This window comes from Microbacterium sp. SSM24 (genome assembly GCF_025989145.1).
Lineage (GTDB): Bacteria > Actinomycetota > Actinomycetes > Actinomycetales > Microbacteriaceae > Microbacterium.
Window position 1 is genome coordinate 533,458 of the sequence record NZ_JAPDNQ010000001.1, and the last position, 13,992, is coordinate 547,449.

General features: G+C 70.2%; 11 protein-coding genes. 3 read left to right on the forward strand and 8 right to left on the reverse strand.

What is annotated here, in order from left to right; genetic code table 11:
* Positions 1 to 136 precede the first annotated feature (136 nt).
* From OL358_RS02585 to OL358_RS02605, 5 genes are all read right to left on the reverse strand, one after another.
* Positions 137 to 646 (reverse strand): methylated-DNA--[protein]-cysteine S-methyltransferase, encoded by a 510-nt coding sequence (locus OL358_RS02585; protein ID WP_264708377.1) that lies wholly within the window; start codon positions 644 to 646, stop codon positions 137 to 139.
* Positions 643 to 2,175, reverse strand: a complete 1,533-nt coding sequence (locus tag OL358_RS02590; RefSeq protein WP_264708378.1) for an AlkA N-terminal domain-containing protein — start codon at positions 2,173 to 2,175, stop codon at positions 643 to 645. Before OL358_RS02590 ends, OL358_RS02585 begins: the two co-directional genes overlap by 4 nt.
* A gap of 157 nt (positions 2,176 to 2,332) precedes the next feature.
* On the reverse strand, positions 2,333 to 3,937 hold the full coding sequence (gene purH, locus OL358_RS02595; protein ID WP_264708379.1) for a bifunctional phosphoribosylaminoimidazolecarboxamide formyltransferase/IMP cyclohydrolase: 1,605 nt from the start codon (positions 3,935 to 3,937) through the stop codon (positions 2,333 to 2,335).
* A gap of 23 nt (positions 3,938 to 3,960) precedes the next feature.
* Complete coding sequence (purN, locus tag OL358_RS02600; RefSeq protein ID WP_264708380.1) at positions 3,961 to 4,566, reverse strand: phosphoribosylglycinamide formyltransferase; 606 nt, start codon at positions 4,564 to 4,566, stop codon at positions 3,961 to 3,963.
* A 4-nt stretch (positions 4,567 to 4,570) separates the two neighbouring features.
* A complete protein-coding gene (locus OL358_RS02605) occupies positions 4,571 to 6,037 on the reverse strand; it encodes a DUF6350 family protein (RefSeq protein ID WP_264708381.1) in 1,467 nt (488 codons plus the stop codon).
* A 122-nt stretch (positions 6,038 to 6,159) separates the two neighbouring features.
* Here OL358_RS02605 and OL358_RS02610 point away from each other — a divergent pair, with 122 nt between their 5' ends.
* Positions 6,160 to 7,629 carry an NCS2 family permease gene (locus OL358_RS02610; protein WP_264708382.1) on the forward strand — a complete coding sequence of 490 codons (1,470 nt, stop codon included), beginning with the start codon at positions 6,160 to 6,162 and terminating at the stop codon, positions 7,627 to 7,629.
* A 47-nt stretch (positions 7,630 to 7,676) separates the two neighbouring features.
* Here OL358_RS02610 and OL358_RS02615 read toward each other — a convergent pair whose 3' ends face one another.
* From OL358_RS02615 to sucC, 3 genes are all read right to left on the reverse strand, one after another.
* The gene (locus OL358_RS02615; RefSeq protein ID WP_264708383.1) at positions 7,677 to 8,117 is read right to left on the reverse strand and encodes a nitroreductase family deazaflavin-dependent oxidoreductase; all 441 of its coding nucleotides are present in this window, start codon (positions 8,115 to 8,117) and stop codon (positions 7,677 to 7,679) included.
* 118 nt (positions 8,118 to 8,235) lie between these two features.
* Positions 8,236 to 9,138 (reverse strand): succinate--CoA ligase subunit alpha, encoded by a 903-nt coding sequence (gene sucD, locus OL358_RS02620; protein ID WP_264708384.1) that lies wholly within the window; start codon positions 9,136 to 9,138, stop codon positions 8,236 to 8,238.
* A gap of 11 nt (positions 9,139 to 9,149) precedes the next feature.
* Positions 9,150 to 10,313 carry an ADP-forming succinate--CoA ligase subunit beta gene (sucC, locus tag OL358_RS02625; RefSeq protein ID WP_264708386.1) on the reverse strand — a complete coding sequence of 388 codons (1,164 nt, stop codon included), beginning with the start codon at positions 10,311 to 10,313 and terminating at the stop codon, positions 9,150 to 9,152.
* 198 nt (positions 10,314 to 10,511) lie between these two features.
* Between sucC and OL358_RS02630 the strand changes: the two genes are divergently transcribed.
* Both OL358_RS02630 and OL358_RS02635 read left to right on the forward strand, forming a co-directional pair.
* Positions 10,512 to 11,198, forward strand: coding sequence for a TetR/AcrR family transcriptional regulator (locus OL358_RS02630; RefSeq protein ID WP_264708387.1), 687 nt, complete (start codon positions 10,512 to 10,514; stop codon positions 11,196 to 11,198).
* A 60-nt stretch (positions 11,199 to 11,258) separates the two neighbouring features.
* Positions 11,259 to 13,988: a cation-translocating P-type ATPase gene (locus tag OL358_RS02635; RefSeq protein WP_264708388.1), complete on the forward strand. Its 2,730-nt coding sequence runs from the start codon at positions 11,259 to 11,261 to the stop codon at positions 13,986 to 13,988.
* Positions 13,989 to 13,992 lie beyond the last annotated feature (4 nt).

Below are 13,992 nucleotides of genomic sequence, written 5' to 3' on the forward strand. Positions count from 1 at the left end.
TACATGGCATCCTCCTGGGTGAGAGCGAATGGGACCGTCGACGCCGGAACGACGCGACAGCCCTCCAGCCTATACCTGAGTGTTCGCTGACAGCAACGAGATCTTTCCGTTCCCGCGGAAGTTCCCCGCAGTCCCGTCAGACCAGGGCCGGGACCCCCGCCTCGCGCTCGAGCAGCGCCCGCTTCACCTCGAGTCCCCACGCGAAGCCGCCGAGGCCGCCTCCGGTGCGCAGCACGCGGTGGCACGGCACGAACAGCGCCGGGGCGTTGCGCGCGCAGATCGAGGCCGCTGCGCGCACCGCCGAGGGCGAGCCCAGCTCGACGGCGAACTCGGCGTACGTCAGCGGATGCCCCGCCTCGATGCGGCGCAGGGCCTCCCACCCGGTGCGCTGCATGTCCGTGCCCTGCTGGGAGACAGCGACGGCGTCGATGGCCGAGAGGTCGCCGCCGTAGTAGGCGAGAGCCGCGGCCGCGGCATCCGTTCGACCCTCGCGAACCGCGGACGGGCGGTCCGCGGGGCGCAGCCGGCCGAGGATGCGATCGGCATCGGGCGTCCACCCCGAAGCGAGCACGCGCTGGGCGTCGTCCACGAGGATCGTGAAGGGGCCGTCGGGGGTGTCGATGGTCTGAATGGTCGCGGTGGTCATGCGATCGCCTCTTTCTCGGGGACGGATGCCGCAGCCCGCCGCGCGCGCGGAGGCTTCGGCGGAACGGCCCGCCACAGGTGGGCGGTGAAGTAGCTGCGCCACGGGGCCGTCCGCGCCGCCCAGTCGGTGAGGGCACGGGGCTCGGACGGGATGCCCGACGCCGCGGCGCCGGAGCGCACGGCGACGTCGCCGGGCAGGAACACGTCGGGGTCGCCGAGGACCCGCATGCGCACGTAGTCGGCCGTCCACGGTCCGATGCCCGGCATCGCCAGCAGCGCCTCGCGCTGTTCGCCGCCGTCGTCACCGGGAGTGAGTGTGAGCGACCCGTCGGCGAGCGCCGCGGCAGCCCCGACGATCGAGCGGATGCGGGCCGCCGGACCGCGCAGCACCTCGGCGCCGCGATCGGCGATCGCCGCCATCGACGGGAAGAGACGCGTCGTGCCTTCGAAGCCGTCGACCTGCTCCCCGAGCTCGGCGGTGAGTGCCGACAGTGCCGTGCGCGCCGCCACCACGGTGATCTGCTGGCCGACCATCGCGCGCACGAGCATCTCGTGCGGGTCTGCCGCCCCGGGCACTCGCATGCCGGGCACCGCGGCGACGAGTGGTGCGAGCTCGGGCTGCCGCGAGAGCGCGTCGTCGATCGCGAGAGGGTCGGCGTCGAGGTCGAACAGGCGACGAGCCCGCGTCACCAGCGTGGAGAGGTCGCGCAGGTGCGCCAACCGCGCCCGCAGTCGCACCCGGCCGGAATCGTCGAGCCGGAGTTCGAACCAGGCCGGGCCACCCTCCAGCCGCAGCGTCCGCGCGAAAGAGGTCGGCGTGGCGACCTCCGCGCCGTCGACCGCTCGTGCAGCCATCCAGGCGAACAGACCGCCCGCATCGAGGGGGCCGCGGTGCGGAAGCACCAGGTCGATCGCCCCGAGGGCGTGGATGTCGGGGCTGGGGAACGAGGCCCCGCCGCCGACGCGTCGGCGTGACCGAAGCTCGAGAGGAGTCATGCCGAAGACCTCGCGCACGGTGTCGTTGAACTGGCGCACGCTCGCGAATCCGGCCGAGAACGCGACGTCGGCCGCCGGCAGGTCGGTGCCGACGAGGAGCATGCGGGCGGTCTGGGCGCGGTGGGCGCGGCTGAGGGCGAGCGGCCCGGCGCCGAGCTCGGCACTCAGGAGCCGCGTCAGGTGCCGCGGCGAGTACCCCAGGCGCCGCGCGAGGCCCGGAACGCCCTCGCGCTCCACCACGCCGTCGGCGATGAGCCGCATGGCGCGGCCCGCCGTGTCGCCTCGCAGGTTCCACTGCGGCGAGCCGGGCGCTGCCTCGGGCAGGCAGCGCTTGCACGCGCGGTACCCCGCCTCGTGTGCCGCGGCGCTGGTCGGGTAGAACGTGACGTTCGACGGCTTCGGCGTGCGAGCAGGACAGCTCGGGCGGCAGTAGATGCCCGTCGAGCTCACCGCCGTGACGAACTGGCCGTCGAAACGCGTGTCGCGCGAATCGATCGCGCGATACCGCTCCTCGAAGGTCATCGTCAGGCTCATGCCCCTAGCCTGACACGCTCCCCCGACATCCACTCGCGGAAATCGGACACGGCGGTTGCGGCATCCGCCATCTCGCGCCGAGTCGCCAAGACACGCCGGAAGTCACATCGTGGCGCCGGCGTGTTTTGGCGACTGGATCGCTGTCGAGGCGACGAGGTCAGTGGAAGAAGTGGCGCTCGCCCGTGAAGAACATGGTCACGTTCGCGGCCTGCGCGGCGGCGATGACCTCGTCGTCGCGCACCGATCCGCCGGGCTGGATGATCGCGCGGATTCCCGCATCGATCAGCACCTGCGCACCGTCGGCGAACGGGAAGAACGCATCGGATGCCGCCACCGACCCGGCGGCGCGGTCCCCGGCCCGCTCCACGGCCAGGCGGCACGAGTCGACGCGGTTGACCTGACCCATGCCGATGCCGACGGTCGCCGAGCCCTTCGCGAGGACGATCGCGTTCGACTTGACCGCGCGGCACGCCTTCCACGCGAAGATCAGGTTGGTCATGTCGTCGTCGGCCGGGCGCTCGCCCGACACGAGCTGCCAGTCCTTCGCGACCGAATCGATGTCGTCGGGGAACCGGTCGGCGTCCTGCAGCAGCAGCCCGCCCGACACGAGACGGACGTCCATGCGCTCCTGGCGCCAGTCGGCGGGAAGCTGGAGCAGGCGCAGGTTCTTCTTCGCCTTGAAGACCTCGAGGGCCTCCGGCTCGAACGAGGGCGCGACGATGACCTCGGTGAAGATGTCCTTGAGATTCTCGGCCATCTTGAGGGTCACGGTACCGTTCGTGGCGATCACTCCGCCGTACGCCGAGACCGGGTCGCACTCGTGCGCGCGCAGGTGCGCGCTCGCGATCGGGTCGAGCGCGTTGGGCGCTGTCACCGCGATGCCGCAAGGATTCGCGTGCTTGATGATCGCCACGGCGGGCTTGACCATGTCGAACGCGGCGCGCAGCGCGGCGTCGGCGTCGACGTAGTTGTTGTACGACATCTCCTTGCCCTGCAGCTGAGTCGCCTGCGCGATGCCGTGGCCGCCGACGCGGGAGTAGATCGCCGCGCGCTGATGCGCGTTCTCGCCGTAGCGCAGGGTGGTGAGGCGCTCGGCCTTGATGGTGAGGTGCTGCGGAAGGTCGGCGCCGCCGAGGGTCTCCTCGGCGAACCACGTCGCGACCGCGCGATCGTACTCGCACGTGTGCGCGAATGCCCGGGCGGCGAGGTCGCGGCGCTGCTGCAGCGTGGTGCCGCCGGTGCCGATCGCGTCGATGATGGCCGGGTACGACTCGGGCGACACGACGATCGCGACGTTCGCGAAGTTCTTGGCCGACGCCCGCACCATCGCCGGACCGCCGATGTCGATCTGCTCGACGACCTCGTCGCCCTGCGCGCCGGAGCGCACGGTCTCGACGAACGGATACAGGTTCACGACGACGAGCTCGAACGGCTCGATGCCGAGCTCGGTCAACTGCTGAAGGTGGTCCTCGAGGCGCAGATCCGCGAGGAGGCCGGCGTGCACTCCGGGGTGCAGCGTCTTGACGCGGCCGCCCAGCGACTCGGGGAAGCCCGTCACCGACGCCACGTCGGTCACGTCGTGTCCGGCATCGCGGATCGTCGCCGCCGTGGAGCCGGTCGAGACGATCTCCACGCCGGCGCCCGAGAGCGCCTCGGCGAGCTTCAGCAGATCGGTCTTGTCGCTCACGGAGACCAGCGCACGCCGTACGGGAACGACGTCTCGGTGGGTGTAGAGGGCGGGGTCGTGGGTCGGGCCGGCCATGGAGGCTCTCCTCGGGGGTGGGGTCAGGAAGCTGTGGCGGCCGCCGAGACCGCAGCCAGGTCGAGGTCTCCGGTCGCGATGCGGCGGACGACGTCGATGAGCAGGCGGCGCTCGACGGGCTTGATGCGGTCGTGGAGGGCGTGCTCGTCGTCGCCGGGGAGCACGGGCACGCGCTCCTGGGCGAGGATCGGCCCCGAGTCGACCCCGTTGTCGACGATGATGACGCTGGCCCCGGTCCGGGGGACTCCCGCCGCGAGTGCATCGCGCACCCCGTGGGCTCCCGGGAACTCCGGCAGGTAGGCGGGGTGGGTGTTGATGATGCGCGGCGACCACTCGTCGACGAGCGGCGCGGGCAGCAGGCGCATGAGACCGCTCAGCACGACGAGGTCGGGCTGCCACACCGCGAGCTGTGCAGCGAGCTCGTCGCCCCACTCCTCGCGCGAGTCGAACTGCGCCCACGGCACCATGAAGGACGGGATGCCGTACTCCTCCGCGTGCGAGAAGCCCTCGGCCTCGCGATCGGCGCCGACGACGACGATCTCGGCGGGATACGCGGGATCGGCGGCCGCGTCGAGCAGAGCGCGCAGATTGGACCCCGTGCCCGAGATGAGGACGGCGACCGTGAGCACGCGGCTATTCTACCGGCGCGCCGGGTCCGGATTTCCGCGGTCCCAGGTCGAGCGTCTCAGCGGCGTCGGAGGCGGGGTGATCGAAGAACGGCGAGACCGGCGAAACGGCGGGTGCTGCGTCGCCCTGCTCATCGGATGCCGCGCCCGCCGCATCCGTCGTCTTTCGGCCCCCTCGCGGTGCGAGGAGCAGGATCGCCGCCCCGACGAGCACCTCGAGGCCCACCGCCAGCGCGACCGGGCCGGGCTGGGGCCCCAGGTGGGAGAGCCGCCCCGGACCGAGCGATCCGGACGCGACCGCCGACAGGAGCGCGGCCGCCGCGCCCGAGAGCACTGCGATACCGGCGGCGATGACGAGGCGCGGACCGAACGCGTCGTGCGACACCGACGCTGCGGGGGGCGGCGAGGGCGCGACCGATGCGAGCAGGCCGGTGAGCGCCGCTGTGCGCTCGTCGTCGACGACGACCTCCGGTGCGCGCGCGTCGGACGCCGCCTCACCCGCGAGCCGCGAACGGGCGATCCATCCGGCGAACGCCCCCAGACCGACCGGCACCAGCGCGAGCAGCAGCAGCCACGGCGACGTGGTCTCGGGAAGGACACCGAAGATCGGGATGCCGGGCACGACCCCCACCTGCGTGCCCGACGGCGACACGATCCCGCCGTCGCCCACGGCGAAGCCCGGGCCGGCCGTGAAGGCCAGGCCCCACACCACGAGTGTCGGGAGGTACAGCAGCTGGGCGAGCGTGATCACGGTCGCGCCGAGAGCGTCGACGTTGCCCGCCTGGAAGAGCGCGATGATCTCACCGCCGCGCAGCACGATCGCCACCGCCGCGACGAGCGCGCCCGCGCCGACGAGCCCGACGACCACGACCGCGGTGCCGAGACCGACCAGACCGGGAGCCGCACCCCAGTGCGGGTCCGCCTCGACGCGGTCCCGCAGATCGGCGATGCGGCCGGACCCGGCCTCGCGCCACTCGGTCACGACCGCCCCCGCGAGGCAGGGCAGCGCGAAGACGAGCGTCGGCACGAGGATCGCCTGCCAGAGTTCGGCGTCGGCCACGAGATTCTGCGCCGTGAAGCCGACGAGCGTCGCCAGCGCGCCGAACACCACCGTGCCCGCGAGGACGCCGGTCGCCCAGGCATCCGCCTTCGAGGCGCGCACGCCCGAGCGCGCCGCGAAGATCGCCGTGAACGAGGCGAACGCGAGGGGGGCGAGCGAGAGCGTGAAGGATGCCGCCGCCGAGTCGATCCCCGTCGCGGCGAGGTAGTCGGCGGGGAGCGTGATCAGCAGCGGCACGAGGTTGCCGAACTGCCAGATCGTGGCCGAGGTCGGCCACAGGGCCCCCCAGTCCGCGGTCCCGCCCAGTCCGAACACCCAGACGAGGGTGAGCGGGGCGAGGGTCGCCGCTATGCCGACGGCCACCGCTATGGCGGCGTCGACGGCTGCGAGGAGGGCGACGATGAGGCGATGCATCCGCTCACGACCCTACCTACGGCCGCGGCACCGGCCCGCCCGCGACCCGGCCGGTCGCGGCATCCGGATTCCTGGCGTGGCGCGTGCCCCGCGGGCGCTAACCTCGGTCGCGGAGGTCATTCATGAGCACAGCCCCGTCGCCCGCAGCCGACACCGCCGAGACGCCCGAACCGCGCAACGGCTTCGACAGATTCTTCGACATCACCAGGCGAGGCTCGACCGTCGGCACGGAGGTCCGCGGCGGCGTGGTCACCTTCGTGACGATGGCCTACATCGTCATCCTGAACCCGATCATCCTCTCCAGCGGCGTCGACGTCGACGGGAACAGTCTCGGCTTCACGCAGGTCGCCGCCGTGACGGCGCTCACCGCGGGCGTCATGACCGTGCTGTTCGGCCTGGTGACGCGCCTGCCGTTCGCGTTCGCCGCCGGCCTCGGGATCAACTCGTTCCTCGCCGTCGCCGTCGTCGGTCAGGTGACGTGGCCCGAGGCGATGGGCCTCGTGGTGATCAACGGTCTCATCATCGTGCTGCTCGCCGCGACCGGCCTGCGGCGCATGATCTTCGACGCGGTGCCGATCCAGCTGAAGCTGGCGATCACGGTGGGCATCGGCCTCTTCATCGCCTTCATCGGCTTCGTGGACGCCGGGTTCGTCACCGCGACCGGCGCGTCGTCGCCTCCCGTCGGCCTGGGCGTCGACGGATCGGTCGCCACCGTGCCGACGCTCATCTTCGTCTTCACCCTGCTGCTGACCGGCATCCTCGTCGCGCGCAAGGTCAAGGGCGGCATCCTCATCGGACTCGTGACGGGCACCGTCGTCGCCGTCGTCGTCGAGGCGATCTGGAACATCGGGCCCAAGTTCGACGGCGACCAGGTCAACCCGGGCGGGTGGGGTCTGTCGGTCCCCGAGCTTCCGGCGTCGCTCGTCAGCGTTCCCGACCTGTCGCTCATCGGGCAGGTGTCGTTCGGATCCTTCGAGCGCATCGGGGTGCTCGCGGCGCTCATGCTGGTCTTCACGCTCGTCTTCACGAACTTCTTCGACGCGATGGGCACCATGACGGGCCTCTCCAAAGAAGCGGGACTGGCGAACGAGAAGGGCGACTTCCCCCGAATCAAGTCGGCGCTGATCGTCGAGGGCGTCGGCGCGGTCGCCGGCGGATATGCGTCCGCGTCGTCCAACACCGTGTTCATCGAGTCCGGCGCCGGCATCGGCGAAGGAGCGCGCACCGGCTTCGCGAACGTCGTGACCGGCGTGCTGTTCCTCGTGGCCATGTTCTTCACGCCGCTGGTGTCGATCGTGCCCAGTGAGGTGGCGGCATCCGCTCTGGTCATCGTCGGCGCGCTCATGATGGCGCAGATCCGGTTCATCGACTTCAGCGAGTTCTCGGTGCTGCTGCCGGTGTTCCTCGCGATCACCGTCATGCCCCTCACCTACTCGATCGCCAACGGCATCGGCGCGGGCTTCATCTCCTGGGTGGTCGTGCGGTCGCTGTCGGGCAAGGCCAAGCAGATCAGTCCGCTGCTGTGGATCGTCGCCGCCGGCTTCGTGCTCTACTTCGCCCGCGGACCTCTCGAGAGCCTGCTCGCCGGCTGACGCTCCTGAAAGAAGCGGATGCCTCGGCCGAGGCATCCGCTTCTTTCTCAGTCCTCGATCGGCTCGAGGAGGAAGATCGCGATCTCGCGGTCTGTCTTCAGCTGGTAGTTATCGTAGTCCGGCCACACCTCGACAGCACGCGCCCACCATCGGGTGCGCTCTTCGCCCTCGAGCTGACGTGCGACGTAGTCACGCTTGTCGGAGCCGTCCTGCAATTCGACGTGCGCGTTCTTGCGGAGGTTCCAGTACCAGTTCGGCGGATCGGGGTGGCCGCCCTTCGACGCGACCGCGAGGTAGCGGCCGTCATGCTCGACGCGCATGAGGGCGGTCTTGCGCAGGCCGCCGCTCTTCGCGCCGACCGAGGTCAGAACGATGATCGGCACCCCGCGGAGGGTGTTGGCTTTCTGGCCGTCCGAGGCCTCGAACGTCTCGGCCTGCTTGCGGGCCCAGTCGGACGTGGACGGCTTGTACTCTCCGGTCAGCGGCATTCCCACAGGCTAACCCGGCGGGAGCGGCGGCCGGGCGGTCTTCGAAACTCCGCGGAACCGAGCGGCGGCCGCACGCAGAAGGCCCCGCCGAAGCGGGGCCCTCCGAATGCGATGCGGCTTACAGTCCGGCGATGATGCCGCGCATGAGCTCGGCGGTCTCGCTGGGGGTCTTGCCGACCTTGACGCCTGCGGCCTCGAGGGCTTCCTTCTTGGCCTGGGCGGTGCCGGCGGAGCCGGACACGATCGCACCGGCGTGGCCCATGGTCTTGCCCTCGGGCGCGGTGAAGCCGGCGACGTAGCCGACGACCGGCTTCGTGACGTTGGCCTTGATGAAGTCGGCAGCACGCTCCTCGGCGTCGCCGCCGATCTCGCCGATCATCACGATCGCCTTGGTCTCGGGGTCGGCCTCGAACGCGGCGAGGGCGTCGATGTGGGTGGTGCCGATGACCGGGTCGCCGCCGATGCCGATCGCGGTGGAGAAGCCGATCTCACGGAGCTCGTACATCATCTGGTAGGTCAGGGTGCCCGACTTCGACACGAGGCCGATCGGGCCCTTGCCGGTGATGTTGGCGGGCGTGATGCCGACGAGCGATTCGCCGGGCGTGATGATGCCGGGGCAGTTCGGTCCGATGATGCGAGTGGTGTTGCCCTTGGACTGCGCATACGCCCACGCCTCGGCGGTGTCGCCGACGGGCACGCCCTCGGTGATCACGACGAGCAGCGGGATCTCGGCGTCGATGGCCTCGACCATCGCGCTCTTGGTGAACGCCGGCGGCACGAACGCGATCGACACGTCGGCGCCGGTTGCGGCGATGGCCTCGTCGACGGTCGCGAAGACGGGCAGCTCGACGGGGTTGCCGTCCTTGTCGGTGTGCAGCACGGTGGTGCCGGCCTTGCGGGCGTTGACGCCGCCGACGACCTGGGTGCCGGCCTTGAGCATGAGTGCGGTGTGCTTGGTGCCTTCGCCGCCGGTGATGCCCTGGACGATGACCTTGGAGTCCTTGTTCAGAAAGATCGACATATCCGTGTTCCTTATGCGTTCGCGAGCTCGGCGGCCTTGTCGGCGCCCTCGTCCATGGTCTCGGCGAGCGTCACCAGCGGGTGGTTGGCGTCGCGGAGGATCGCGCGTCCCTCGTCGACCTTGTTGCCGTCGAGGCGCACGACGAGCGGCTTCGACGCGCTCGAGCCCAGCTCGGCGAGTGCGCCGACGATGCCCTTGGCCACCGCGTCGCACGCGGTGATGCCGCCGAACACGTTGACGAACACGCTCTTGACCTGCGGGTCTCCGAGGATGACGTCCAGCCCGGCGGCCATGACCTCGGCCGAGGCGCCGCCGCCGATGTCGAGGAAGTTCGCCGGCTTCACGCCGCCGTGGTTCTCACCGGCGTACGCGACGACGTCGAGCGTCGACATCACCAGGCCCGCGCCGTTGCCGATGACACCGACCTCGCCGTCGAGCTTGACGTAGTTGAGGTCGTTCTCCTTGGCCTTCGCCTCCAGCGGGTCGGCGGCGTCCTTGTCTTCGAGGAGCGCGTGACCGGCGTGGCGGAAGTCGGCGTTCTCGTCGAGCGAGACCTTGCCGTCCAGCGCGATGATCTCGCCGTCCTCGGTGAGCACGAGCGGGTTCACCTCGACGAGCGTGGCGTCCTCGCTCTTGTAGACGTTGTAGAGCTTGACGAAGACGTCGCTGACCTTGTCGACGAGCTCGGGCGCGAAGCCGGCGGCCTCGGCGATCTCGACGGCCTTCTGCTTGTCGATGCCCGCCAGCGGGTCGACGGCGACGCGGGCGAGCGCCTCGGGGCGCTCGACGGCGAGCTCCTCGATCTCCATGCCGCCCTCGACGGAGCACAGCGACAGGTAGGCGCGGTTCGCGCGGTCGAGCAGCACCGAGAAGTAGTACTCCTTGTCGATGCGCGCGCCCTGCGCGACCATGACGCGCTTGACGACGTGGCCCTTGATGTCGAGACCGAAGATGGCCTTCGACAGCTCATACGCCTCGTCGGGGGTCTTGGCGACCTTCACGCCGCCGGCCTTGCCGCGACCGCCGGCCTTGACCTGCGCCTTGACGACGACCACTCCGCCGATCTTCTCGGCCGCGGCCCGCACCTCCTCCGGCGTGTCCGCGACGATGCCGGCGAGAACCGGCACCTCGTACTTCTCGAAAAGGTCACGTGCCTGGTACTCGTACAGATCCACAGTGCATTCCTTCGCAGGTGGCGAATGGGGGTGGGATGACGCGAAAGCGTCTCGACGTCGAGATATCGACCAGTCCCCCAGCCTACTACCGCTCGCGAGGCGCTCCGACCGCTGCGTCGCGCCCTCCCTCACGACGGGAACGCCGCATGACGCGCCGCTCCCGTGCGCGGCGCAGCGCGGACTAGGCTCTCCCCCGAGATGTCCGAGACCGCCGCCGTTCCCAGCCCCGCCCCGCAGGCCGCGGTGGTCGCCGCCGCGCTCGAGCTGTTCGCCCGCCAGGGATTCGACCAGACCTCGGTCGAGCAGATCGCGCAGGCCGCCGGCGTCTCGCGTTCCACGTTCTTCCGCCAGTTCGGCGGCAAGGACGACGTCGTCTTCGCCGATCACGAGCTGCTGCTCGACCGCATCCGCGCGTTCCTCGCCGGAGGCCACGCCGACCCGTGGCACGCCGTGTGCGAGGCATCCGTTCTCGTGTACTCGCACTTCGCCGCCGATCCCGATCTCGCGCGACGGCGCTACACCGTCGTGCGCCAGGTCCCCGCGCTGCGCGAGCGGGAGATCGTGACGGTGTTCCGCTACGAGCGGCTGTTCGACGAGTACCTGCGCGCGTCGCTGCCCGGACTCGACCCGATCGACGCCGTCGGGTTCTCTGCGCTCGTGACGGCGATCCACAACCATGTGCTGCGCCAGCTGCTGCGCGGACCGAAGCGCGTGCCCGTCTCGGTCCTGCGTCGAGCGCTCGACGACGCGCTGCGGCGGTTCGGCGTGCAGCCTTCCGACGAGGCACGGGATGCCGCCGCCGACGACGTCGTGGTGGCGGTGTTCCCGCGCTCGATGCCGACCGCCGAGGTCGCCCGCCGGCTGCGCGAGCGCCTCGACGAGTAGCCGCTTCCGCGCCGGAGAATCACCCCCCGCGTGGTCGGGCGCCAGAGTAGTGTCTGGCTCATGACCACCGTGGACACGTCGCCGACCGCGCCCTCGAAAGACCCCCTCTGGTACACGCTGGACGCCGACGATGTCGTCGCCGAGCTCGGAACCGACCGCGAGCGCGGGCTCACACAGGCCGAAGCCGCGAAGCGGCTCGCCGACCACGGCCCGAATGCGATCGCGGCCGAGAAGCCGCCGTCGCTCTGGCAGGTCTCGCTCAGCCAGCTCGCGGACCCCATGAACGTCATGCTCGTGATCGTCGCGATCATCAGCCTCCTGATCGGCCAGGTCAGCGTCGGCATCGTCGTCGGCGCGCTCGTCGTCCTGAACGTGTTCCTCGGCGCCAGCCAGGAGATGAAGGCCAAGGCGTCGGTCGATGCCCTGTCGAAGATGCAGATCCCCCAGGCGCGGGTCTTCCGCGACGGGAGCCTCGTGCAGATCGCCGCGACGGATGTCGTTCCCGGCGACATCGTGGCTCTCGAGGCCGGAGACATCGTCCCCGCCGACGGGCGGATCCTGCGATCGGCCACGCTCGAGACTCAGGAGGCCGCGCTCACCGGCGAGAGCGCACCGATCGCGAAAGACCCTGCGACCATCGCCGACCCCGACACGACACTCGGCGACCGGGCGAACATGGCGTTCCAGAACACGCAGGTGACGAGAGGCACCGCGACCGTCGTCGTCACCGGCACCGGGATGACCACCCAGATGGGTCAGATCGCCTCGATGCTCTCGTCCGTGAAGCAGGCGAAGTCGCCGCTGCAGAAGGAGCTCGACTCCCTCACCGGCGTGCTCGGCTGGATCGCCTGGGGCGCGGTCGCCGTCATCGTCATCTTCGGCCTGGTGCGCGAACAGCCGCTCGCCTCGGTCGTCCTGCTCGGCATCTCGATGGCGATCTCCGCCATCCCGACCGGCATGCCGTCGTTCGTGCAGGCGATGCTGTCCTTCGGCTCGCGGCAGCTCGCCGAGCACAAGGCCGTCGTGAAGAACCTCACCGACGTCGAGACGCTGGGTGCGACGAGCGCCATCAACTCCGACAAGACCGGCACGCTCACGATGAACGAGATGACGGTCGAGTCGCTCTACTTCGGCGGCGACTGGTTCAGCGTCGGCGGCAGCGGCTACGAGAAGAGCGGCGACATCCTCCAGGTCGCCGGGCAGCCCGTTCCCGACTTCACGCAGCTCGCCCTCGGACTGACCCTCTGCAGCGACGCCACCGTGTCAGACGACGGTGTCGTGATCGGCGACCCGACGGAGGCCGCGCTCGTGGTGCTCGCCGCCAAGATGGGCGCCGACGCCGAGCTCACCCGAGCGAAGTTCCCTCGGGCGGCCGAAGTGCCGTTCGACTCGGCGTACAAGTTCATGGCGACCTTCCACGAGGTGCCGCAGGACGGCGCGACGCGCCTCGTCGCCCTCGTCAAAGGCGGGCCGGATGTCGTCCTCGACCGTTGCGCCACGGTTCTGACCGCTGACGGCCCGGCGCCGATCGCCGGGCAGCTGCAGACCGTGCTCGATGCGAACCGCACGCTCTCCGAGCAGGGTCTGCGTGTGCTGGCGTTCGCCGTCCGCCGCTTCGAGCCCGGCACGCCCGTGCCCGCAGACCCGATGGCCGAGGTGAAGGATCTCACGTTCGTCGGGCTCGTCGGCATCATCGACCCGCTCCGTCCGTCCTCGAAAGAGGCCGTGCGCATCGCCCACGAGGCGGGCATCGAGGTGCGCATGATCACCGGCGACCACGCGATCACGGCCGCCGCGATCGGCGCGAAGCTCGGCCTGGGCCCGGGCGCGGCGAGCGGCGCCGACATCCAGGCGATGACCGACGACGAGCTGAAGGCCGCTCTGCCGAACCTGCACGTGTTCGGCCGGGTGACGCCCGAGGACAAGCTGCGGCTCGCGCGACTGATGCAGGAGACCGGAGACGTCGTCGCCATGACCGGCGACGCCGTCAACGACGCCGCCGCCCTCAAGCAGGCCGACATCGGCGTCGCAATGGGTTCGGGCAGCGAGGTGACGAAGCAGGCCGGCAAGATGATCCTCGTCGACGACAACTTCGGCACCCTGGTCACCGCCGTCCGACTCGGCCGAGGGATCTACGAGAAGATCGTCAGCTACGTCCGGTACCAGATGTCGCAGCTGTTCTCGCTCGTGCTGCTCTTCCTGGTGGCGAGCATCTTCGACATCAACAGCGGCGTGCCGCTCACGCCGATCATGATCCTGTTCCTCAACTTCTTCATCTCGGTCTTCCCGGTCATCGTGATCCTCCTCGATCCGGTGCCCGACGGCATCATGCTCAAGCCGCCGCGCGACCCGAAGAAGACGATCGCCAACGGCGGGGCGATCACTCTGTGGTTCGTGTACGGCGGCGTGCTCTTCCTCATGACGCTCATCCCGCTGCTGATGTTCACCGACCAGGCGAGCCCGTCCAAGCCGAACGTGCCGGTCACGATGACCTTCGTCGTCGCTGCTTTCGGCGCCGTTCTGGGGGGCCTCGCCATGCGCCGCGACCCCGAGTCCGGTCTGACCGCCCCGATCCTCACCGCCGTCAAGTGGCTGGCGATCCCCGTGGCGATCACCGTCGCCGCGGTCGAGATCGGGTTCCTCCAGCGACTCGTCGGCACGGTGTCCCTGAGCGGAAGCGAATGGCTGATCTGCATCGGACTCGCCCTCGTCGTGCCGCTGTTCGTCGAGGTCGAGAAGTGGATCCGTCGCCGCCGCATCGCGCGTCGCGCGGCCGGCGTGAAGGCTTGAGACG